At 47.8% G+C, this 23,386-nt stretch carries 24 protein-coding genes; 22 read left to right on the top strand and 2 right to left on the bottom strand.

The window, feature by feature from the left end:
* Nucleotides 1–69 precede the first annotated feature (69 nt).
* Nucleotides 70–363 (top strand): DUF805 domain-containing protein, encoded by a 294-nt coding sequence (locus tag C2M35_RS04855; protein WP_234000021.1) that lies wholly within the window; start codon nt 70–72, stop codon nt 361–363.
* A gap of 66 nt (nt 364–429) precedes the next feature.
* On the opposite strand, the gene C2M35_RS04850 is transcribed toward C2M35_RS04855, so the two are convergent.
* Entirely contained in the window at nt 430–2,058 is a 1,629-nt protein-coding gene (locus C2M35_RS04850; RefSeq protein WP_105264723.1) for a M28 family metallopeptidase, read from the bottom strand.
* A gap of 107 nt (nt 2,059–2,165) precedes the next feature.
* Between C2M35_RS04850 and C2M35_RS04845 the strand changes: the two genes are divergently transcribed.
* Genes C2M35_RS04845 through C2M35_RS04835 form a run of 3 tightly spaced genes read left to right on the top strand, consistent with a single transcriptional unit; the run spans nt 2,166 to nt 4,958 of the window.
* Nucleotides 2,166–2,978 (top strand): DUF3025 domain-containing protein, encoded by an 813-nt coding sequence (locus tag C2M35_RS04845; protein WP_105199884.1) that lies wholly within the window; start codon nt 2,166–2,168, stop codon nt 2,976–2,978.
* Complete coding sequence (locus tag C2M35_RS04840) at nt 2,975–3,766, top strand: ABC transporter ATP-binding protein (RefSeq protein ID WP_105199885.1); 792 nt, start codon at nt 2,975–2,977, stop codon at nt 3,764–3,766. The genes C2M35_RS04845 and C2M35_RS04840 overlap by 4 nt, the downstream gene beginning before the upstream one ends.
* Nucleotides 3,759–4,958 carry an ABC transporter permease gene (locus tag C2M35_RS04835; protein WP_105264722.1) on the top strand — a complete coding sequence of 400 codons (1,200 nt, stop codon included), beginning with the start codon at nt 3,759–3,761 and terminating at the stop codon, nt 4,956–4,958. Before C2M35_RS04840 ends, C2M35_RS04835 begins: the two co-directional genes overlap by 8 nt.
* A 46-nt stretch (nt 4,959–5,004) precedes the next feature.
* Here the strand turns inward: C2M35_RS04835 and C2M35_RS04830 are convergent, their stop codons facing one another.
* Nucleotides 5,005–5,850, bottom strand: coding sequence for an OmpA family protein (locus C2M35_RS04830; protein ID WP_105264721.1), 846 nt, complete (start codon nt 5,848–5,850; stop codon nt 5,005–5,007).
* A 186-nt stretch (nt 5,851–6,036) separates the two neighbouring features.
* On the opposite strand from C2M35_RS04830, the gene C2M35_RS04825 reads away from it, so the two are divergent.
* From C2M35_RS04825 to C2M35_RS04735, 18 genes are all read left to right on the top strand, one after another.
* Nucleotides 6,037–6,738, top strand: coding sequence for a hypothetical protein (locus tag C2M35_RS04825; RefSeq protein WP_158677915.1), 702 nt, complete (start codon nt 6,037–6,039; stop codon nt 6,736–6,738).
* 49 nt (nt 6,739–6,787) lie between these two features.
* Nucleotides 6,788–7,303: a response regulator transcription factor gene (locus tag C2M35_RS04820; protein WP_105199889.1), complete on the top strand. Its 516-nt coding sequence runs from the start codon at nt 6,788–6,790 to the stop codon at nt 7,301–7,303.
* Nucleotides 7,304–7,411: 108 nt separating this feature from the next.
* Complete coding sequence (locus tag C2M35_RS04815; protein WP_105199890.1) at nt 7,412–7,687, top strand: Flp family type IVb pilin; 276 nt, start codon at nt 7,412–7,414, stop codon at nt 7,685–7,687.
* A gap of 32 nt (nt 7,688–7,719) precedes the next feature.
* Nucleotides 7,720–8,028, top strand: a complete 309-nt coding sequence (locus tag C2M35_RS04810) for a Flp family type IVb pilin (protein WP_442792746.1) — start codon at nt 7,720–7,722, stop codon at nt 8,026–8,028.
* 78 nt (nt 8,029–8,106) lie between these two features.
* Nucleotides 8,107–9,486, top strand: a complete 1,380-nt coding sequence (locus C2M35_RS04805; RefSeq protein WP_105199891.1) for a Tad domain-containing protein — start codon at nt 8,107–8,109, stop codon at nt 9,484–9,486.
* Nucleotides 9,486–10,391 (top strand): hypothetical protein, encoded by a 906-nt coding sequence (locus tag C2M35_RS04800; protein ID WP_158677914.1) that lies wholly within the window; start codon nt 9,486–9,488, stop codon nt 10,389–10,391. The genes C2M35_RS04805 and C2M35_RS04800 overlap by 1 nt, the downstream gene beginning before the upstream one ends.
* The gene (locus C2M35_RS04795; RefSeq protein ID WP_158677913.1) at nt 10,381–11,055 is read left to right on the top strand and encodes a hypothetical protein; all 675 of its coding nucleotides are present in this window, start codon (nt 10,381–10,383) and stop codon (nt 11,053–11,055) included. The genes C2M35_RS04800 and C2M35_RS04795 overlap by 11 nt, the downstream gene beginning before the upstream one ends.
* Nucleotides 11,042–11,278 carry a DUF4244 domain-containing protein gene (locus C2M35_RS04790; protein WP_105259204.1) on the top strand — a complete coding sequence of 79 codons (237 nt, stop codon included), beginning with the start codon at nt 11,042–11,044 and terminating at the stop codon, nt 11,276–11,278. Before C2M35_RS04795 ends, C2M35_RS04790 begins: the two co-directional genes overlap by 14 nt.
* Nucleotides 11,279–11,299: 21 nt before the next feature.
* Entirely contained in the window at nt 11,300–12,202 is a 903-nt protein-coding gene (gene cpaB, locus C2M35_RS04785) for a Flp pilus assembly protein CpaB (RefSeq protein WP_105264717.1), read from the top strand.
* Nucleotides 12,203–12,227: 25 nt separating this feature from the next.
* Entirely contained in the window at nt 12,228–13,523 is a 1,296-nt protein-coding gene (locus C2M35_RS04780) for a type II and III secretion system protein family protein (RefSeq protein WP_105264716.1), read from the top strand.
* Nucleotides 13,524–13,531: 8 nt separating this feature from the next.
* Nucleotides 13,532–15,268 carry an ATPase, T2SS/T4P/T4SS family gene (locus tag C2M35_RS04775; RefSeq protein ID WP_105259202.1) on the top strand — a complete coding sequence of 579 codons (1,737 nt, stop codon included), beginning with the start codon at nt 13,532–13,534 and terminating at the stop codon, nt 15,266–15,268.
* Entirely contained in the window at nt 15,261–16,112 is an 852-nt protein-coding gene (locus C2M35_RS04770; RefSeq protein ID WP_105199898.1) for a type II secretion system F family protein, read from the top strand. Before C2M35_RS04775 ends, C2M35_RS04770 begins: the two co-directional genes overlap by 8 nt.
* 9 nt (nt 16,113–16,121) lie before the next feature.
* Nucleotides 16,122–16,985: a type II secretion system F family protein gene (locus C2M35_RS04765; protein ID WP_105199899.1), complete on the top strand. Its 864-nt coding sequence runs from the start codon at nt 16,122–16,124 to the stop codon at nt 16,983–16,985.
* 2 nt (nt 16,986–16,987) lie between these two features.
* A complete protein-coding gene (locus C2M35_RS04760; protein WP_105199900.1) occupies nt 16,988–17,326 on the top strand; it encodes a DUF192 domain-containing protein in 339 nt (112 codons plus the stop codon).
* A gap of 3 nt (nt 17,327–17,329) precedes the next feature.
* The gene (locus tag C2M35_RS04755; RefSeq protein ID WP_105199901.1) at nt 17,330–17,806 is read left to right on the top strand and encodes a tetratricopeptide repeat protein; all 477 of its coding nucleotides are present in this window, start codon (nt 17,330–17,332) and stop codon (nt 17,804–17,806) included.
* A 25-nt stretch (nt 17,807–17,831) separates the two neighbouring features.
* A complete protein-coding gene (locus C2M35_RS04750; RefSeq protein ID WP_105199902.1) occupies nt 17,832–18,551 on the top strand; it encodes a hypothetical protein in 720 nt (239 codons plus the stop codon).
* A gap of 29 nt (nt 18,552–18,580) precedes the next feature.
* Complete coding sequence (locus C2M35_RS04740; RefSeq protein WP_199774387.1) at nt 18,581–22,858, top strand: IPT/TIG domain-containing protein; 4,278 nt, start codon at nt 18,581–18,583, stop codon at nt 22,856–22,858.
* Nucleotides 22,859–22,907: 49 nt separating this feature from the next.
* A complete protein-coding gene (locus C2M35_RS04735; RefSeq protein WP_105264713.1) occupies nt 22,908–23,363 on the top strand; it encodes a hypothetical protein in 456 nt (151 codons plus the stop codon).
* The last annotated feature ends 23 nt before the right edge of the window (nt 23,364–23,386 follow it).

Below are 23,386 nucleotides of genomic sequence, written 5' to 3'. Positions count from 1 at the left end.
GAATATTTTATGGAAGCGCTAAAGCGATACGCTGATTTTTCTGGCCGTACTCGCCGTAAAGGCTATTAGATGTTTATCCTTTTCTACCTTATTTTCTCTATCGTTACGGTAGTGATTGATGCCGTACTTGGCACTGCGTTTGTCGGTATGATTTACTCGCTTGCGCTATTGATCCCAAGCTTGGCAATCGGTGCGCGTCGTCTTCATGACACTGGCCGCTCAGGTTGGTGGCAGTTACTTTACTTCCTACCGCTTATCGGTTTTATCGTACTTCTTATCTTCTTCGTACAAGATAGCCAAGACGGTGACAACGACCACGGTCCAAATCCAAAAGATGCTGCTTTAGAAGGCGCTGCCATCTAATCTTAGCGAATGAAAAAAGCCGGTTTTAAAACCGGCTTTTTTTATGTCTTTGGTATATCAGCTCACCTATTTGGCGCGCTGGAACTCAGAATTAGCATACCACTTTGGCCATTGCTCTTGTTGTGAGATATCAAAACCCACCTTGTAGAACAATTGCAGGTCTTGTACCGCGCCGGAAAGATCCCACTCATCGCGGTAACGGTCGCAAGGCTGATGATAACAACCACGCAGTACCAGGCTCATGCGCTTACGGTATTGAGCGGTTTCTTCGTCGCGGGCTTCACTGCCGCCGCCAGCGTACATGGCTGGAACACCCAGGTTGGCAAAAGCGAAGTGATCCGAGCGGTAGTAACCACCGGAGCTTGGCTTAGGATCGCCGGAAATGGTGCGTTCCTGCATTTTCGCGGCTTCACCTAGCATATCGTCGAGCTCAGATTTACCCATGCCAACGACGCTGACATCTTTAACCTTACCAAGCAGGTTTAAGCTATCCATATTGATATTGGCCACGGTTTTGTCTGTGGCAATAATCGGATTAGCGGCATAGTATTTGGCGCCCAGCAGGCCTTGCTCTTCGGCGGTGACCGCCAAGAAGGTGATGGAGCGATCTGGGTGGCGCGGTAACTTAGTGAAGGCTTCGGCCACTTCAATCATGCCGCCTGTGCCGGTAGCGTTATCGTGGGCACCGTTATAAATCTGGTCGCCTTTACGGTTTTTATCCGTACCCAGGTGATCCCAGTGGGCCGAGTAGATAATGTGCTCGTCCGGCTTTTTACTGCCCGGGAGGGTGGCGATAAAGTTGTACGAGACCGACTTTTTGATTTCGCTGTTTACCTCAACGCTGGCAGTCAGGTCACCCATATCCACATGGTAGGCGCCCTCGGCGGCACGTTGCTTGGCCTGCTCGAAATCAAGACCGGCCTTGGTGAATAGCTCCTTGGCCACATCTACAGTAACCCAGCCCTCAACGGCAACGCGGTCCATATTGTTGTTGTCTTTTTGGAAGCCAAACTGTGGGCCACTCCAAGAGTTCTCAACCACGGACCAAGGGTAGGAGGCCGGTGCGGTTTCATGCACTATGATGGCGCCGGCGGCACCTTGACGGCTGGCTTCTTCAAACTTGTATGTCCAGCGGCCGTAGTAGGTCATGGCATCGCCGGTAAAGAGTTCCGGATTCTTGGTGGCAAAGCCAGGGTCGTTCACCAGCATAACCACGGTTTTGCCTTTCACATCCAGGCCTTCGTAGTCGTTCCACTTGTATTCTGGGGCATTCACACCATAGCCAACAAACACTAGCTCGGAATCTTTAATGCTTTCTTTGGCACTGATACGGCTGGTGCCCATCACCATGTCTTTTTTGTATTGGTAGTCTTTGCCACCAATGTGCAGGGCCATATTGGCATCGGCTTCGATAGAGACCAAAGGCACTTGTTGTAAAAAGCTGTCACCGTTACCCGGCTGATAACCCAGAGCTTTAAATTGCTCGGTTAAATAAGCCAAGGTTAGCTCTTCGCCTTTAGAAGAAGGGGCACGGCCACCGAATTCATCAGAGGCTAGAGTTTTGACATGAGTGGCCAATTGCTCGGCATTGATACTGTTCCAACCAGCCATTACATCCTGGTTGCTGATCTGTGTGCTCGCACAGCCGGCAAGAATAGCCGCGCTGACTAGAGTCAAAGGAAAATAGCGTTTCATAATTATTGGTTTCATTGCTATAAGACCCAGCCAGTATAAGGATAGCGGTAAAATTAAACCAGTTTTTGCGCTAAACTACGCAAAATTTACGCCTAATAATCGCAGTAATGAAACGTTTTACCCCTTTTGAACACTGGCAAACCGCCTGTTTGCAAAGCGGCGCCTTCGCCCATTTAAATGCGCTTTTTGCTCTGGACCAATTTACGGATTGGCCGACCTTGGACCAGCTTAATCGCCACACTCTAGTTAACGCTAATAAAGTGCCTCTTAAGTTTATTGATAACGCTGAGTTTGAACAGGATGGGCGTTATTACGAGTCTTTTATTTACGAAACCGGCAAGGTGCCGACCCGTCAGCATAACTGGCACGACCTTTTTGGTGCCTTTATGTGGCACCTGTTTCCAAAAACCAAGGCCTTGTTGAATCGTTTGCATATCGATGAAATGGCGGCGCAGCAGGGCACGCAGCGCAGCAAGATGCGCAATGCCCTGACGCTGTTCGACGAATGTGCGGTGATCTTAGCGGTGACGGACTCAAGTTGGATTGAGGCATTTCGTGAGCACCAATGGCATGAGGTGTTCGTGACGCGCCGCGAGCAGTGGCAGCGCGAAATCCGTGCTTACACCTTTGGCCATGCGAATTATGAAATGCTGACCCAGCCCTTTATAGGCTTAACCGGCAAAGCCCTGTTTGTGCCTGTGAGTCCTGATATATTTTGTAAAGATTTAGCGAGCCAATACAACTACCTAGATGAGCGCCTCTATGAGATGATAGCGACAGATAGGGTGTTGGCGGATAACTCAGCCATGTCGCCACTGCCATTACTGGGGGTGCCGCAATGGTATGAAGACAATAATAACGCCGATTTTTATGCCAATACCGACTACTTTAGGCCAAAACGAAGGAAGAATAACAAATGATAAGCGTGAACGGGCTTAAGAAGAAGTTCAAGCTCACCAAGGATCATAAAAAAGGGATCAGCGAGACACAGCAAGACCCACGCGAAGAAAAAGATTATTTTCATTCCGTCCGTGATGTGCATTTTCATTGCGAACAAGGTGAAGTCTTGGGCCTGCTTGGACCTAACGGCGCCGGTAAAACCACCACCTTGCGTATGCTCTCTACGGCGCTTAAACCGGATGAAGGCAGTATCGAAGTCGGTGGCGTTGATTTAGTGAGGAAACCTTTGGCCGGGCGTAAGGCTATCGGATTTTTATCCGGCTCAACCGGGCTCTATGGTCGTTTGACCGCCAAAGAAAATGTCGAATATTTTGCCAAATTGCATGGCATGAAAGGGGCCGAGCTTAAGCAACGATGCGATGAGCTGTTTACCCTGCTTGATATGCACAGCTTTTTGGATAAACGTGCCGATAATCTCTCCACCGGCATGAAGCAAAAAACCAATATTGCCCGCGCCGTGGTGCACAGACCTAAGGTGGTGATCTTGGATGAGCCGACCACGGGCCTGGATATTATGACCACGCAAACGGTGATCAATTTTATTAAAAGCCTAAAAGAGCAGGGCACACCCGTGGTGTTCTCAACTCATCACCTCGACGAAGTAGCGCTGCTGTGTGATCGCGTTTCTGTGATTGACCAGGGGCTCACCTGTTTTGATGGCACCTTGGCGGCCTTTAAACAACAAGGCCGAAGTGAGGAGCTAAACCAGGCGTTTATGAATATTCTTGAGGAACATCGTCATGTTTGAAGTATTTTTAAAGGAAATAAAAGAGCTGTTACGTGACAGAAAAACCCTGATGTTTGTTGTCGCTTTGCCGCTACTGATCTTCCCTGTTATTTTTGCCGTGGTTGGCTACATGATGGCTATGGCTAATCTGGAGGCGGAGCAGGAAGTTCATAAGGTGTATATCATAGGCGCTGAGGCGGCACCGGAGTTTACCGACAGCGTCAAATACCATAAGAACTTTGAACTGGTAAGCGCCGACTACGCAAATAAGAATGACATTATTCAGGCAATCCAGAATGAAGAGCTGGATGTGGGGATAGTGCTCCAAGCCAAGGCGCAACCGGCGAGTCGGGAACAAACCACCTGGCAGGTGATTTATAATGATTCTGCGCGCATCAATTATCTGTTTAGGTACATCGAAGAGTTAAAAGAGCAATACCAAAGCAAGGTGCAAACTCAGTCCTTTAATGAACTTGGTGTGAGCAAGGAAAGTGAGATGGAGTATCTTATATCTCCCATCAAACTGGAGAAGGTAGATACGGCAGATGCACGTGAAAGCTGGGGTGAAAAAATTGGTGTGCTGCTGCCATACCTGTTGATCCCCATTGTACTGACAGGTGCAGTCTACCCAGCCATAGACCTGGGCGCCGGTGAGAAAGAGCGCGGCACGCTGGAAACCCTGTTACTTACTCCGATCTCCAGAACCAACATAGTCTTGGGTAAGTTCTTGACCGTATTGTCCGCGTCCCTGGCAACCGCCAGTCTCAGCATACTCAGTATGGGGCTATGGCTATTCGTGGCGCGTACCTTTGTCAATGTCAGTGAGTTCACCATAGCGCTATCGCATATAACCTTTGTTGAGCTTCTCGCTATGCTGTCATTGCTTATCCCCTTAGCGGCGATGTTCTCAAGTGTTGTGCTGTCTATTTCTATCTATGCACGCACCTTTAAGGAAGCGCAAAACTACATGGGCCCCTTGTCTATGCTGGTCTTTATTCCTGTGATGATCTCGGTGATGCCGAATATGGAACTCACCTATAAAACCGCATTTATTCCGGTGACTAATGTGGCCTTAGCAATCAAAGAGCTGTTAAAGGGCACCAGTGAGATAGGCATACTGGCGGTGATCGTTGGCTCTAGCATACTGCTCGCAGTCGGACTGTTAGCCTTTTGTGTGCGCTGGTTTAATCAAGAAAAGGTATTGTTCAGATAACAAAGGTATGGCTACGGTGGGCTTGCCACCGTAGCAACTCGTTCAACTACATAATAAGCGGAGAAATGTCGACGCGGCGATTCTTCTCTTTTCCCGCCTGTGAAGTGTTTTCAAACCTAGGATTGCGCTCTCCCACCGATTCATAGCTTAAAACATGCGGCATAACCCCTTGTGCTAACAAATAGGTATACACCGACCGAGCTCGTGCTAAGCCCAGGCTGTGATTATATGGTGCTGAGCCGCTGTTGTCGGTGCCACCTGTAATTCTAAACTTAAGCTGTGGATGTGAGTTAATTACAGTAATGAGGTTATCTATACTTGCTCTGGCCTGTTGAGTGAGTACCGCACTGTCGATATCGAAGTGTAAGGATGCGCCAGTAGGCAGGTCGGTTAAATCAAAGTGCTGTAAGGCGATAAAGTAGTTGTCCGCAAAGAAGGTCATTTTCCCCAGGTACAAAGAGTAGTATTGCTGATCCTTTACCCAAAGTTCGTGAAACTGATCGTCTTTGGCAACCACAGTGTTACTAATGCCCAATTTACGCTGCAGGCTATTGGCATTGCCGCACTCAGTATTATTGCAGCTAAAGACAGCTTCATAGCCCATGGAAGACAATTTTTGCCCATAGCCTAGCGTTAATTCTCGGGTTTTATTTGTATTTCCGCGCAACTCAATACCCGATACAAAGGCATAGCTTACCGAGCCTTTATCTTTTTCTAACGCATAACTCAAATCTATAGCTTGGTATTGTTGTGCATAATCGTACGGCGAGTCAAATCCATTAACATCTAATATTTCATTAATGTTTTTATCACATTTATTGCCGGTTTCTGCTAAGGCTATGTGACTAGAAAGTAAAAATGACATTGTTGCTATAAATTCATTTATTTTCATTATGTTCCTTCATAAATACAAAATTAAATTGATCTAGATTTGGTTTTTATTTTTCCATAGAATGATTTTAAAAGTACCTTTTTGATGCTAGCACGTATGAATAAAATCGTCATTCCTATATCTTTTCTATTGTTTTTTAATTTTAATGCAAATGCAGATTTAATACTTAATTATGATTTATATTCATTGGGCGAAAATAATAGAGTCGGCACCGCCGTGCTCAAGGTGAGTGATAAAGTACTGCGCACGGATTACCAACTTGAGGGTGAAAACCGCTCTTACATGACCGAGAAATGGACGGGTCGTTATGTCATAGATCATAACCTCAAGAATGCTTTTCTCACTAACTACCAGGTTATGACAGAGCACTATGCGCCGCAGTTGAAAATGATGGCCACACAGATGCCTAATCTAAGCGAGCGCGATATCTATGAATTGGCGTTCGACCCCCAGTCTGATCCCAGCGAGTACCTTATTTATACCCCTAGCGCAAAGCACCAGCTGATAGGCCATAAACCCGAAGACCCCAGCGATATTCGTTTTCGAATTAGTACGTCCCCGACGGTGAGCGGGGTCACCCCCTTAAGTAGTGAGGAGTTTAACTGGCTATTGCAGCGCGTTCGAGAAGACATACGCTTTGGCCTTTCCGGTACGCAACTCACTTATCAGATGAGCGAGTTATTTCGTCATATCAATTACCAACACCATGCCTTTCCATACCGAACTGAAGATATTGATGCTGGCTTTACTCTTGAATTGACAGAAATTATTCGTGGGCCAATAGATGAGCAGCAACTAAAGGTTAACAAAGGCTATATCATTCAGGACGCTACGAAGAGCTATCTGGAAGCACTTGATGCCATAGCCGATGAGCTAGACCTAGAATAAGCGGGAAAATACCTATTGGTTAATCTCGATAGTTGAGAGGGATTTTACATTGCATTGCGATACAGATTGGCGGCAAACACTGCGCCGAGAAAATATCAACTTCATCGACCTTGATGAAATGACCTCCCGCCTTGATGAAGAGGCGTTGACTGGCGCTGTGGTCGTTTATGGTTGTGGCTGCGATTGTCCACTGACGTTTGAGCTCGAGGCGCTTGGTAAGGGTGCCAGAGGAGTGATTTATAAGGACATGGGTGCACAAGAGCTGAATGAAGCCATTAAGGCGCTCAATAACAATATCCGCTGGTTTTCTCGTGCCGCCATGTCGACCTTTATCGATCAGGTACAGAAAAGCCAGGCGGAAAAATGCCAGTTGCAGTCGCTATTAACCCGTCGAGAACGTGAGATAGCTCAGCTGATCATCCAAGGCCTGTCCAATAAAGAAATCGCTTTAGAAAAGAAAATTGCCGAGACCACCGCCAAGACCCATGTGCAAAACTTATTACGCAAATTAGGGGTGAAAAATCGCACTCAACTCGTGGGTTATCTCTCAGATTTTAATTTTTAGTGGTTATTTAAAATATTAAATTTGAGTTAATACTCCAATCGGATGATTGGTCGTTCGTTTTTATTAATCTAGAATGATTTTGTTTTATTAATTATGCATGGAGAGAAAATGAAACAACGTCAATTAGGCCAGGGTATGGTCGAGTACATTATTATTGTTGCTCTTATCGCTGTATCTGCAATCGGTGTATACAGTTTGTTTGGTCAAACAATTCGTAACCAGGTATCAGGCTTGGCGACCGAAGTAGGTGGTCAAAATTCATCTGCACAAATTAAAGCAGCACAGGATTCTGCAAAAGATGCGCAGGATAACGCCGATCAAGAGTACAACCTGGGCAACTACAACGAAGGTGCGGCTCAAGAGAGCGGTGGCTCAGGTAACTAATAACTCCGAACGCTAAACATGGGGAAGTTGTCATGATGCTACAACTACGAAAACAGCTGGGTCAGGGCATGGTTGAGTACATCATCATTGTTGCTTTGATCGCCGTTTCTGCGATTGGTGTTTACAGTCTTTTCGGACAAACCATACGTAATCAGGTGTCAGGCCTGGCTACGGAAGTGGGTGGCGAGAACTCGTCGGCGCAAATTGATGCGGCACAGAGTTCTGCTGATAAGGCAACTACCAATGCCGATAAAGAATATAACCTGGGTAACTACAACGAAGGAGCCGCACAAGAAGGTGGTTCTGGTGGTGGCTCGGGTGGTTCCGGCACCGTAGACTAACCTCGTTTTATTAGCGCTAGGCAATTAAAAGAAATAGGGGGCCTGGCTCCCTATTTCTTTCTTTAAAGGAATTCGATAATGCACAAGGAAAAGGGTCAGTCCCTGGTGTTGGGGCTTATATTTTTATCGATAATCGTCTTATCTTTGCTGTACTTATTTAATGTCTCACAGCAGAACTTGCATAAAACCCGGCTCCAAAACTTCTCCGATGCCGCAGCATTAAGCGGGGCTCAGTTATTGGCCCGTGATTTGAACTACAAGGCCTACACCAATCGCGCCATGGTGGCCAATCATGTGTCCGTGGCCCAATACGTGGGCTTAGCGTCTTGGGGCAATATGACCGAAGAAACGACGCGCAATATATCCCGTATTATGTATTTTATCCCCCCGGCGGCTGCCATCGCTTCGGCGATAGAATCTGCCGTGACCCAAATCAATCAGTATATGCAGCCGGTGCTTGAATATGCGGTGATGTTTACCGATGGCGTCAATCGCCTGCTTTCAAGATCGCAACAGCTGATGAGTTCCGCAACCATGGTCGCGGCGGTCGATACCACCAATAAGGTATTAAAAGAAAACAATCAAAACGCCGATATCGATACTATCTCTGCGCTTGGCGTTGCCAATTATGTGGCGAGGGACTGGGTGAGTTTCCAGGGGCGTTTTGACAGGCGAGATAACACCGGCCGTTACGATGACCATTTTAATTTGATCGTCGATTCTCGCGATCCTTTCAGTAAAAAGCGTTCGTTCAATTGGCCTTTTCCTTTTTCGGCTCATTTGTTCCCGGTGAAATATAAAGCCAAGCAAGCGGGTGGAACCGAGCTATTTAACAATGGCGAACGTGACGCGGAAACCTGGAGTGGTATGGATACCTTCAGCTTTCATTTTCATAGATTCAGCTGTAAGCGATTTCGCTGTAAGTGGCGTGGTGGTGAACGCCCGGTAGGTTGGGGCGCAGCTCATGCGGGTGATGATCAGGATACAACGAATTATACCGCGCGCCATTATTATGGCCGCTCTCGGGCCATTAACCGCAAGGCATCGCGTTACGCCTATACCAATGAAAGCGAGATGAATAATGCCTATTCCGGATTGCAGCCTTTTTACGACATCAAACAAAGTCAGAATAAAAACGTGGCACCAAAATTCACCATCGCTGTGTCGCAAAAGCGAAAAAATATTCGCACCTCGGAGCAGCTAAATATTGGCACTGGCGGACCGGCGCAGACCAACGTCAACTTAGAAGAGCATACAGCCACTCCAGACGGTGAATTGTTAGTGCTCAGTAAGGCGAAAATTTACTATTTTCGTGACCGTGCTCTGTGGGGGCGCTCCGACTCTAAATGGGAATACGGTAACCTATACAACCCATACTGGCAGGTTACCCTGGATGACACCACCAATGGTGAGCGGGGCATGGTTGCTGCGCTCGCCTTTGCGGCGCAGGAGAAATAGTGATGAACAAGCAAGCCGGTCAATCCCTGGTAGAAATGGGCATCTTTGTGGCCTTTATCGTCGCCCCTTTAATGTTACTGGTTCCGTATTTTTCCAAGTTGATTGAGGCCCGTCACTATAACGATATGGCCGCCCGTTATGTTGCCTGGGAACGCACCGTATGGTTTGAACGCGCACCAGGCAATTGGTCGCGCAGCAGCGGTAATCTGGCCATTAAGAGCACCCCCGAGGTGGTTGCTCAGGTACCCCATCGCATTATTAATGGTCATGAGTCGATGATTTTTTCCGACGCCAGCGCGCAGACAAAGAAGTGGCACGAAGATAAGGCGGCGCAGCACTACCGCTTTAATCAAGCCGGCCAGGATGAAAGCCAGTTTCTGTTAGCCGACTATAATGACGGCAAGGACCAAAACTATAAGCAATACCTGGTTCATACGCTCAATAATGAGCGCGTGCCAGGCAAAGTCACCTCGTTACTTAATTCGGCTATGTCGGTATTGAAAATAGGCGGACTGTCGTTGGAAACCCGCGGCATGTATTCGGGCAGCAGCAAGATTAAGGTAAACAGCCATAAGTTGCTGGAAAACGTCAATGGCGATCTACTCGCCAGTAACACCCAAAATAATAAGCGCCTGGGTCAGTTTGAAATAGAAATGGTGTCTAAAAACTACATAGTCGCCGATGGCTGGAATGCCGGCAGCCAAACACACAACAGAAGACGGGTTCAATCCCTGGTGCCGGCGAACCTGTTGAACATATCCTTGTTAAATAATTTACGAAGACTCTTGTCGAATATTCCTATTGCTCGGCCTATTCGCCCAAGTAGCTTGAAACTCGGCCACACGGATGTTGAAAAACTGCCTGCGCACAGAACAGGAAATAACACGGATGCTAATGATGAATAAATCGCTACTTATATCGGCGCTGTTCCTTTTCAGTGCCAGCGCCTTTGCAAAGATAGACTTTCCGGAGCAGGCGATGGTCACGACCGTCTCCGATGGCATGTTGGTTAATGGTAAAAAGGTCAAGGCCTGGACATTTTCGGCGCAGCTGTCGAGCACTGACATTGCCGCCTATTACACCCAGCTATGGCAAGGGCGCAGTGATAAGTTCGACGATCAGACCCTTAGTGGCTGGCGGATCATCAACGCCCTCATAGACGATACGCTCTACACAGCTAAAATCCCCGAGTTTAATGCCGAGGACAATCTGACTTATGTCAGCTCGATGCAAGAGCCTGACTCCGAACTGCTGAAATTGGACAGAGCCCTGGAGAATTTCCCCAAGCCCTTGGGCACCTATGTAGTGACAGATGTTAAAGCTAAGGACGGGGTTAAGCTTTCTAACACCTTGTTGATGCGCAATAGCCTGTCTATTGCCGAAAACCTGAATTTCTATGACAGCTATTTTAAAAAGTACGGTTGGGATATAGAGACCTCGGCCTACACCCAAGACCAACAAAGTGGCGTGTTTATGGCCCGTAAAGGTCCGGAGAATATCAACATTACTTTTGATAGAGAGCGTCAGTATTCAATCATTACGGCGGTACGAGTCGATGTACAACTTTAAACGAACTAAGGGGCAGTCAACGGTTGAATACGCCATTGTCACGGCGGCACTTGCCGGCGCGTTATTGACCCCGGTTCCGCGTTCGGAGCTGATAGAAAACACTTGGCTCAAAGATTATCAGGGCAAAAATGTGATGACTATTCTAAATGACAGGCTCAAGCGCGCATATAACGCCTACAGCTACGCAAAATCTTTGCCACCATTGCCAAAAACAAGTCGGTAGAAAATAACAAGGAAGTAATCGATGAAGAAGCTTAAGTTTCTGGATAAAAACTGGGTGATCCTGCTCATTTCCCTGCTCCTCGGCGGGGTGGCTGCCTGGTCCGTGGGCAACTATATGAAAGCAAAAGAAACGGAAATGCAGGAGCGTTATAGCCGTAACAACATAATAAAAGTGCCGGTGATAGTGGCAACCAGGGAGCTTAATAAGGGCGACATTATTGACCAGTCCGCCGTTGCCGTACGTGAAGTACCACAAGATTATCTGGCGCCAGGCGCTATGCACCCGCGCGACTTTGCCGAAGCCGACGGGCAAATGTTGCTTGACCATGTGGCAAAAGGCCAACCCATTTTACGCTCGTTTTTACCAGGTAAAGGGGTGGAGCAATTTTCTGACATCATAGCCGATGGCCGCCGGGCGGTGACCATCAGTATCGATGAGCGCAATTCAAACGCCGGTATGCTGGTTGCGGGGGATAAGGTTGACCTGTTCTTACTACGCGAAAATAAGGATGAGGCTAGCCATGAGGCCAGCCGTTTGGATCTCTTGATTGAACGTGTGACCGTACTTGCGACCGGTAAGGTGACCCTGGATAAGCATCGCGAGCTGGTCGACGAGATTTACTCCGATCCGTCCAACTACAGCACGGTCACCCTAGACTTGAGTGCTTATGACGCCGCTCGGGTGACCCTGGCCAAAAAGCATGGCGACTTTGTCGCACTGTTGAGAAACCGCCGCGATGCACTTGAGGTTGAACATCAGTCGGTGAATTCCGATGTTCTTTTTAATAACGGGGGGTCCCAGCGCCAGGTTGAGATCATTATTGGCGGGCAAGGCGCTGTCGCAAATGGCGTAAACACCTTGGTCGAAGAGCCGTCACAGTCGCCTTCGGCGCTAGATTACGCATCTAAGAACAAGAACTTATAATTGAAGTACAGATAAGGGAATATTTATGAAGGCGTCACTGAAGACACTTGCAGTCTTGGTATTGTGCTTATATCAAGGTGTGGTGTTCGCTACCGTTCAGACCATTGATATGCAAGTTGGCACCATGGATTTACTGCCAATTGAAAAAGTTAACCGTTTGGCCATTGCCAAGCCCGGCGTGATCAGCGCCAAGGTGCTTGATGATGAGCATGTCTTGGTTATCGCCGAAGGCGAGGGCAATACTGAGCTCCAGGCCTGGGATGGCGTAGGCAATATTATCAAGATTCAGATTAAGGTGTCTGAGTTCAATAGCGACGAGCTTGAAACTCGAGTTCGTGCGCTGCTTAAAGGGATTGATGGCGTTGAGGTGCGACAGGTCGGCTCCCTGATTGTATTAAACGGCAAAGTGGACGAGCCCGAACTTGAAAAGATCAACACCATAGCCTCGAGCATCCCCAATGTGACCTCGCTGGTTTCGTCCAAGGTGCTGTCGATGCAGCAAATGATCCGCATGGATGTGGACATTGTTGAATTAAGAAAGCGCAACTTAAAAAACCTCGGCGTGCGTTGGGATAGCAGTGCCGCAGGTCCGGCGTTTGGCGCTATCAGTAACTGGACCAGCAATGATTTGTTTTCTGTCTCATCTCCCTCGGTGGTCAGTAACTCCATCGTTGACCAACTCGGTGAGACCCTGGTTGGATCAACGAGTTTCGCACATTTTGGCATTGTTTCCGGTTTAACGTCGCAAATTCAGTTGTTATCGGAGCAAGGTGACGCTCGCATGCTGGCACAGCCAACGTTGAGCACCCGAAGCGGTGATAAAGCACGATTTTTGGCCGGCGGTGAAGTACCCATTCCGCTACTTTCTGCCAATGGTGCCGCGAATGTCGAGTTTAAAGAATATGGCATTAAGTTAGAAATCGAGCCCGTTGCCGATGAGCAGGGCAATATTGTCTCTTTTGTCAGTGCCGAAGTCAGCTCCATAGACCAAGCGGTACAGGTCAATGGCGTTCCGGGTTTTAAAACCCGAGAAACGGAGTCGGTTGTCAATGTTAGCAGTGGCGACACCATAGTTATTTCCGGCTTGGTATCAAGCGAGATGGCCAAAGCGGTAAACAAGGTTCCCTTCCTTGGCTCCATTCCCATCTTGGGGGAGTTATTTAAGTCTCGCGACTTTACCGACAATAAAACCGAGTTGGTTATTTTAGTCACACCCAAACTGGTGCCTATCGAAGGGGAAGATCATCAAAATCGCCTCAAACGCGCTCAGGAAATGATTTCCGAAGCCGATAATCTCGAAGCTTTTTATATTCTTGACTAGGAGCCGCTATGTTTGAAGTGATTGTAAACACGGCCAAAGGCACTAAAGTCGGCACCATAAAATGCAATGAGACAACCTGTGTTATAGGTAAGGATAAGCGCCATCCCGTGGTGTTGCATGGCTTTAAGGTGTCCCGTGAACATGCAAAATTGTATTTGCGCGATGACGGCATCTATTTGGAGGACAGGGCGAGTCGAACCGGCACCCTGGTCAATGGCAAAAGCGTTGAATCCGCAGGCCCCTTGCATGTCGATGATGTGATTGAAATTGGCGGTTATCACCTCAGTGTTATTGCCGCAGAGAGCACCAAAAAGACGCAGCAAGAGCCGCAACAAAGTGTGAATACATCAATTCGCCCCGAGCTTGCCGAGGCTCCCACCTCAGTTACGCCAAACCCATCCGTAAGTGTCAGTAGCCTAGCCGCTAATGCCTCGGTGGCAGCCAATGACACCGAACAAAAGCGCGAAGAAATAAAGCTGCGCAATACCTGGCGAAAGCAGGTACATAAGGAGTTGATCAAACAAATCGACCTGCGCCGCGTTAATGTCTCGGAAATGTCCGATGATGAGCTGCGTACGCAAAGTAAGGGCTTAATTGATGCCATTATCGACAAGTTTGAATTGCCGGCGACTATTTCCAAAGCATCACTCAGTAAAGAAGTGCTCGACGAGACCATTGGTCTTGGGCCTTTAGAGCGTCTGGTAGCAGATCCGGACGTGTCGGAGATCATGGTCAATTCCCACGATGAAATCTTCTTTGAGAAGGCCGGTAAACTTTATCTTTCGGATATCGCCTTTACCGATGATCAGGCGGTACTCGGCGCCATAGAGCGGATTGTGACGCCGCTGGGGCGACGCATCGATGAAGGTCAGCCCATGGTTGATGCCCGCCTTAAAGACGGCTCCCGGGTGAACGCCATTATTCCTCCTTTGGCGCTAAAAGGACCCTGCATCACCATCCGAAAGTTTATGGCCAATAAGCTAGAGGCCGAAGATCTGGTGCGCTTTGGTTCATTATCGCCAGAAATGGTGCGATTTTTAGAAATGGCCGTGGTCAATAAGCGTAACGTGGTGATCTCAGGTGGAACCGGTTCGGGTAAAACCACCTTGCTCAATGTGTTATCGAATTTTATCCCAGATGATGAGCGCATTATCACGGTGGAGGACGCCGCCGAGCTTAAGCTCTATCAACCTAATCTGGTGTCCCTTGAAGCCAGACCGCCAAACCAGGAGGGTAAAGGCGCCATTGAAATTCGTGACCTGGTTAAAAACTGTTTGCGGATGCGCCCAGACCGCATCGTCGTCGGTGAGTGTCGCGGTGGTGAAGCCCTAGATATGCTCCAAGCCATGAACACAGGCCATGATGGCTCACTAACAACCGCGCACGCCAATACGCCGCGCGATTGTATTTCTCGTTTGGAAGTCATGGTGATGATGGCGGGAATGGACTTACCTATACAGGCGATTCGCGAGCAAATCGGCTCGGCGGTCAACATGATAGTGCAGCAATCTCGCTTTAGCGATGGTTCACGTCGTGTCACTTCAATCTGTGAAATCACCGGCGTTGAGTCCAATACCATACAATTGTCCGAAATTTTTAAGTTTAAACAAACGGGATACAGTGAGTCGGGCAAGGTACTGGGCGAGTATGTCGCCACCGGCATGATCCCTGAGTTTTACGAAAAATTGCGCGAGCAGGGGTTGGATGTGGATCTGGGCATTTTCAAGGTTAGCGGTAATGACTAGTTCACTGATCCTGATGATCTTGGTCGGGGTGTCGGTGGCGCTGCTGGTCTATGGCGGCAACTATATTTCCCGTGACCTTGCGGTTAAATACAGAGAAACCTTTACTCACTCGGCTCGGCACAATTTGTCGGATATGTTCTTGTTTATTGAGCCGCAGAAGCTTTTCGCCATGAACATAGTGGGCATGGTGGTGCTGTTTCTACTTATCTGGGCGTACACGGGCACGATTTTTGTCGCTTTCTTAATGGTGGTGTTGCTGTCGTTTGTGCCGCCGTATTTGTATAAGTTTTTACAAAGGCGCCGACGTAAAAAGTTTATCTCTCAACTGCCGGATGCGCTGAATATGATCTGTGCCTCAATGCGCTCCGGTTCAAGCCTGATCAACTCAATTGAAGCCATGGTTAAGGAACAGGAAGCGCCGATCAGCCAGGAGTTTTCGCTGTTTTTACGTGAGCAACGACTGGGCGTCGACTTTAACGATGGCTTGAACAATATGCTGGCGCGTATACCCGAGCAGGACTTTAAGTTGGTGGTGGCGGGCATGCAAATTTCTAAGGAAATAGGCGGTAACCTTTCTGAAACCCTGGAGCGTTTAGCGGACACCCTGCGCAAGAAACTGGAAATGGAAGGAAAAATCGACTCCTTGACGGCACAAGGGAAAATGCAAGGGGTGGTGATGACTGGCTTGCCCTTGTTTGTTGGTTTCGTGCTCTATCACATGGAACCCACCCATATGGCGCGCTTGTTCAGTGAGCCAATAGGCTGGTTGGTGTGTTTTGTCGTCGCGGTGATGTTGTTCATCGGTTACAAGTTCATCAAAAAAATCGTCACAATAGATGTATAAGGACAGTACATGTTTATAGGGATAATCGCCTTATTTGGCCTTGCCATTATGATGGGCTGTTACAGCGTTTATGCGATTAAGAAATCCATTCCCGATGAGAATAGGGACTTTATGGATCCATTGCCTTCATCGCTTCGCACCATCTGGCCCTTGGTGCGTATCGCTGCATATTATATTGGTGAGCGTTTACCCGTGGATTATCTGGAAAAAGTCGCCAAAAAACTGCAGGTGTCAGGCGTATCCTATATTTTGACGCCGGAAGAGTATGTGGGTGTGCGCGTCGTTTCCGCCGTGTTCTTCACCTTACTGGCTTATGCGGGGATGGCGCTGCTTGGGCCTATCGACCCATTAAACCTGTTGATTGCCGCCGTTTTTGGCTCTTTTCTTCCCCTTATTACCCTAAATGATCTTAAAAAGAAGCGACATATGCAGATCTCGAAGGCACTGCCCGTGTATCTGGATTTTATCACCATGGCGGTGGAAGCCGGTTTGAACCTGACCGGAGGCTTGGCACAGGCCGTTGATAAGGGGCCCGAGGGGCCACTTAAGGTCGAGTTTGAAAAGGTGATCCGCGATCTGCGCGCCGGGGTAACGAAAATCGATGCCTTTAGAGCCATGGCCGAGCGGGTGCAAACATCGGATATCAATAATCTTGTTAGTGCCTTAGCGCAAGCCGAGCGCACCGGCGCCAGCCTAGGTGGGGCGTTGAGGATTCAGGCCGATCAAAGGCGAGTGGAGCGCTTTCAGCGTGCGGAGAAAAAAGCATTGGAAGCGCCTATCAAGCTTATCTTCCCGTTAGTGGCCTTTATATTCCCCGTGACCTTTATCATCTTGTTTTTCCCAATTGTGATGAAGTTTATCTACGAGTTATAGCCATGAAATCAGTATTCATACCCATAGAAGGAAAAGGTGAGTTAGAGCTGTTTATTGCCAATAGCTGGTGGCTGCGCTTTAGAGGTTTACTGGGCAGGGTCATCAAGCCAAACCAGGCCTTACTCATTACTCCGTGCAGCTCTATTCACACCATGTGGATGAACTACAGCATAGATGTTTTGTATTTAGATAAAGAAAAACGAATCGTAGCAATAAAAAGAGATTTAAAACCCTGGAAATTTAGTGCCTGTTCCGAGGCTTATAACCTGATTGAGTTATTGTCAGGGCAGGTGGATTACTGGGGTTTTAAGGAAGGAAATATCATTGAGATATCGGGGTAAATAATGAGGTTCTATTTAGTTTTACTATGCGCCTGTTTGCTGCTGACTGGTTGTGCAAGTTCTCAAAGCAAGGGTGACGCCGAGAAGCTAAACCTAGTGCAGCTGGAAAATCAAGCGGAAACGGCGTACGTCGCCGGTCACTTAGATATGGCTGAGGGCATGTACAGACAATTACTTACGGTGAAAGAAAGTTATGCTCCGGCATGGTTCCGTCTTGGCAATATCTATGCCCGAACTAACCGTCTAAATGCCGCCGTGAGTGCGTATCAGCGCTGTATCCAAATTGATAATGAGCATGAAAAAGCCTGGTTCAATTTGGCGGTTACGCGCATGCGCCAATCCACCAATGTGATTATACAAGCGCAAGAGCATGTAAGCGGTGACAGCCAGATCAAAGCGCAAATGGACGAACTTTTTATACAACTAATGAAATTGCAGACAGGGAAGGCAGACAATGGGAAGGCGCACACAGATACCTAGTATCAGAGCCGTTCAAGGGCAGGCCATGGCGGAGTTCTCAATATCTCTGCCTTTTTTAGCGCCTTTTATTCTGGTGCTGATCATGCTGTTGGTGCAGTGGCTTTTCATTTACAAAGAAAAAGTGACCCTAAATGGTGCTGTGTTTGAAGCCGTTCGTGCCGGTGCTCTGAACCATGGCAGTACCGATGCAATGAAAGACGCATTGGCGCAAGGCATGTTGCCTTTATTTATGCAAGCCGATACCGATGCCCCCGGCGCCGCCGATGTAGCCACAGCCTATGCAAAGGCGAAGGCATACACGGAAGTTGGCTCGGACATTATTATTTTAAACCCCACGCCCGCTGTTTTTAATAAATTCAAGCAACAGCGCGAATATAAAGGGGTTGGCAAACTTTATGAAATACCTAACGACAACCTGATGTATCGCAGTAGTGCAGCAGTGAGGGTGTTCGATGATGTAAAAATCAATATTCAGGACGCGAATTTATTACAGATAGAGGTTAATTGGTGTAAGCGCTTGGAGGTGCCTATTGCCAATTGGGTTATCGGCGAAATCTTGACATTGAAAAATGTCGACCCCAATCCGCTATCGGATAATTACGTAAATTATATTCCAGGAAAAGAACAATTAAAGTGCAATGCCCTGGGAGCCGCCGCAGGAAATGCGCAAAGCGGCCAAACAGATTACTACATAACTCTTAAGTCCTATGCGTTAATTCGAATGCAATCGCCGTTTCGAATGTAATGGAATTCAATTTTAAAAGGGTAAGGATAATGAACGCAAAACAACTTCTCGCCATTCTCTTGGCAGGAACCATGAGCTTGACGCTCGCTGGGTGTAATGAATCACTCGATGAATCGACTCCTACTGAACAACCAGATTCCGGCTCGGGCGACGGCTCGGGCGACGGCACCGGTGACGGTTCCGGCGATGGTTCGGGTGATGGCTCAGGCGATGGCTCAGGCGATGGCTCAGGCGATGGCACAGGCGATGGCACAGGCGATGGCACAGGCGATGGCACAGGCGAAGACGAGCCGCCGGTAGGCACCTGGGAAAATCAAGACGAGGATAAGGATGGTGTGTTAGATGCCGATGATGATTATCCTTTTGATCCAGGCAAAAGTACGTATCCCGTGTATGAGGAAGAAGAGCCAAACGATAACCCCTCGGTGGCGACGCCAGTAGAACTTGAGCAGGGTTTTAGGGTAAAGGGCACCATCTCTTCGCGCACGGATAAAGGGGATCTGTTCGGCTTTGATGTTGATGAGGTCACCCTGATAACGGCGGTATTTGAGAGTCCGGCTGAGCGCTTTAGTCCTCAGGTCTATATGTCAAACTCCGAAGGGCAGGTAATAGACAGTTTTGTGCTCAATGAATTTACCAAGGGTGGCAAACATATTGTTAATTTCCAACTGTTTGAGCCTGGTCGCTATCAACTGAGTGTGATGGATAATAACTATGCCGGTGGAACGGATCTCACCTATGAAGTCGTGGTTTTTCATGATCAAGATGTAGATGCCTTTGATGATGCTAAAGAGCGTGCCTTTGCCAGTGACTTGATAAAAAACGACCAAGATGAAGACGGTATTTTGGACGGTCTGGAGTTCACCTTACTCTACACCACGGAGCACATTGATTTTGACGAAGACGGCTTGGCTAACTGGCAAGATACGGACTCGGATGGCGATTCTTTTTCAGATAAAATCGAAGGGATTGAAGACCTAAATGGTGATGGCTTTGCCAATTATCTCGACCGCGACGCCGATGGCAATACCATAGATGACAAGATAGAAAGTGGTGACCCTCTGGCTCCAAACGATTTTGATAATGACAATATTATCGATCACCTGGACTTAGATGATGATGGCGATGGTATCTTTGATATCAACGATATGAATCGCCTAAAGCAGGCACAACGCGTTGTTCCAAGCAGCCCTGATGATTTCTCTATTGAGTGGCTATACAACCTGCATAATGCCGCGTTTACCGTGCGTTCCTATGTGCGCGCCGGCGACCCCGCCGAGCTAGCGGTACGCAATCTACCACCAGAGCAAAACCTGGTTGTTGTTTACACCATTAATGGTCAGGTGTTTAACAGTCTCCCTGCGATAACAGAGGTAGTCGGCAATGAAACGCGTCTGTCATTGGCATTACCAAATCTGGTTGGCACAGGCTCGATTAAGCTGGCTTTTGGTGAAAAAATCTCAGACGAGCTGCCTATCGAGATAGTGGCACCAGAAAGACCCTTAATCCATAGCGGCCCATCGAGCTTCCAAGTCGGTGACACCATCACCCTCAAGGGAGATAATTTTGACCTAGACGATACCGCCGTCGTTTTCCAAGGCACACCCGTGATGCCCTCGGTAAATAATGGCAGTGAGATAGTGGTAGAAGTTCCTGAGGGTATAGCCGCAGGGCGGTATTGGGTGGCCAACGCCGAAGGTAGCAGTAATGAAATGAGCTACTTCCTGGAGCAAAATATTGCCTATAGTGTCGCTGTTGCCGGAGCAAGCCCCATTCACTCTATTGGTGGCATAGTGCCTAGCCATGCGACTGAAGTTTCAGGAAACACAGTGCAGTTTAAAAAGCTAGGTAACAGCGCCGAGGTTCTCTACTCGTTCGTGTTGAACAGTAATGGCCAGCCAGAAATGTATCTTAGCTCCATAATTGGAGCGGGCGAACAGCAGGTTGAATTTAGCTATCATTCTACCGCTATTGCGAACATGGCTTCACACCTGATTTTTTTCATTGAAAGCAAAGGCATGGGTCTTGAAGAGGCCGCGGCTCTTATTGTCCAAAGCCCAGAGTTTGCCAATTACTTACAAGAAGTCACTGATGCACTTGAAGCCGATAAGGGGTTCTTCTCATTCTTAAATGCACGTCAAGGCAGCGCTGAGTTATTGAGTAAATACAGCGAGCATTTTAAGGCGTATCTCGATAATAGCCATAATCAGGGGGGCCTTGAGAGCCTTCAATTTAGTCCTGCTAAATATTCAATGGCGCGCGCAATGCGGGGTGTCCAGTTAAACTCAGCGTCGACGGCACAGGTAGATACCGACATAGAGCCCAGTATTGTGTCTTATCCTGAAACCAATGGTACCTGGGACCTGTTCGATATGAGTATGGAAGCCACTAGGTTTTTAGACAACTCTGTGGAGCTTGCCAATAAATGTGGTGAAGGTGTCGATCCCAAATGGTACGAGGTACTTGGCTATGATGGTTGCGTTCGTTTAGAAAACCGCAGTCAGTTGTATCTAAGTTACCGAGTTTATGAAGTAGATCCGGCAACGGGCGAAATCCCGGCTGAGGCCATCAACTCGCCCTTAGCGGAACACATAGATACGCCGTATCATACCGCCATGGCATCTCCTACCTCTGGCACCTTCCTGGTGTTTGAGTTTTGGTCTAACGATAAATTGATAGATACATGTGTCTACAAAGATTGTGCCTATCAGATCCTAACGCCAGGTGTGGACGGTATTTTTGGTCCGACGCCATTTAATCTAACGGGGACAGAAAGCCATAACCAAATTGCGCAAAAAGCAAGACGCATGCTCACCATTCGCACCATTATCGATAATATCATCATTCGATTTTATTCAATCTTATTTGATGCCGCAGGCCTTAATATAGATAAGGGAGCGCTTAAAAAGCCGGAACAAGCTCGCGCCGTTATTAAGGCCGTGTATGAGTATATGCCAGCGCTTACTGCCGAAGTGGAGAAACTGGCGAGTAAAGAAAAGGTCACCGAACAAGAGTGGGTCGACCTAAGTCAGGCGATAGGGCTTGAAATCTATAACAAAGAAATTAAACCCATAATGACGGATCTGAGTAACTTCCCAAATATCAAACTCGGTCCTGCAACAACCGCATTATTAAAGGTCTTCGCTTATGATCAGGCTGACTTTATCCAAGCCCTGGGTCAAAAACTGGCGAAAAAGTTAATTCCAGGCTTTGGTGCCGTAGAGACGGCCTATGAAGCAAGTCAATTGGCGACGGCCATGGTGGATATGGGTAAAACCATTAAAGATCTAGCCACGGTACCGAGCAAACTGGATTATGTTGTTTCCTGGGGATTACAACTGGCCGATATCACCCCAAGAAGTATCCAGCAAAATGGCCAAACCAAAACCTTTACTCTGGTTGGCAGTGGCATGGCCATTCAAAAAGGCGTCTTCAGTGATGATAAACCTAAAGTCATAGTGATTGATTCGCAAACCAAGGCGGAGCTCGATGTCACCTTCCTAGGCGTTAACAAGCAAGGTACTGAGCTGGAATTTATGCTTTCGAACATTAGCCAGATAGACGCTGCTAAGGGGCCGTTGGATGTTTATGTAGAGCACCGTGATGATAAGGCTAAGTTACCCTATCAAATACTGGTAGGAACCGAACTAATGATTTCTGCCCTTACCCCGAATCGCGCAAAAGCGGGTGAGCAGATCACCATCAGCGGGATTGGTTTTAGTGAACAGCTAGTGGGCAATATCGTGCGCTTTGTCAGTGGTTCCGGTGAGGTGAAGCGAGCGAGTGTCACCGCAGCGACTACGGAATCCCTTACGGTTACCGTACCGGACTCGCCGGGTGCCGGGTATGTCACAGTGGAGGTCGGCGGCGAGGTGAGTAATCAGCTGCCATTCTTTGGCCCGGGACAGGTGAATATCACCTTTGGTGATAACGGTAACTTTAATGACGACGTTTATAAACTGGCCGTAAATGGCAAGGTTATTTATGAAAATGGTACGCCAAAACGAAAGGTGGGCCCCTTGGCTATTGCCTTGGATGAGGGTGAGCACACAGTGGAGTTAACCGGTATTCGTGCCGATGATGGTATAGGCACCTATTATATTGAGTTTGCCGGGGATGTTGTAAATGTCAGCGGTGATGCGCAATCGGGTCGGGATCTTTGCCCCGAAGTGGTCAAGACATTTACCATCACAGTTGGCCCAAGTGGCGCCAATTCAGTGCCAAGTCAGCGTAGCTATGTTATTGATCCTCTGTCTATTTTACAGGAAGAAAGTAGTTCTTCACCCAGTGAGTGTGCGGGTCAATAACTACAAACACTAGATGGCCCTGACTACAGGGCCTTTTTAAGGAGAAAATATGAAGTTATCACCTTTGCTAATCGCAGCATCCATCCTCTCTTATAATGTCAGTGCCGCAGACTACAGTGTGCCAATTGAAAACTGCGTAAAAGCAGCCGAGGCGGTTAAGAATAATGATGCAGCCTTGTTAAAACCGCTGGTGAGAGATTTGAATCCAGAAGAAGAACAGGCCATGACGCCATATCTGGCAAAAATCCACACCTATTACACCAAGGGTAGCTATCAGGGTATTAGAAATTTTCGTACCAAAGACGTACAAGTGATCGAAAATGCGAAAACCAGCATCTATCAAGATACGCGCGAAAATGCAGAAAAGTATAATTACGACGAAGAGATTTGGGTCAATTATTCGTTTGATACCAGCCGCGTCGATAAAAAGGATGCTGTTAAAAGCGGGCAGTGTAAGTTTGCGCAAATCGGTGGCCGTTGGGTCATGATGAATGTCTTAAATTAACTGTTAATTCAATTATGAAGCTT

It is taken from the genome of Pseudoalteromonas sp. T1lg76 (assembly GCF_002964725.1).
Taxonomy (GTDB): Bacteria; Pseudomonadota; Gammaproteobacteria; order Enterobacterales; family Alteromonadaceae; genus Pseudoalteromonas.
Note: the sequence above shows the minus strand (reverse complement) of the source record. Positions and strands in the feature narration are given on the sequence as shown.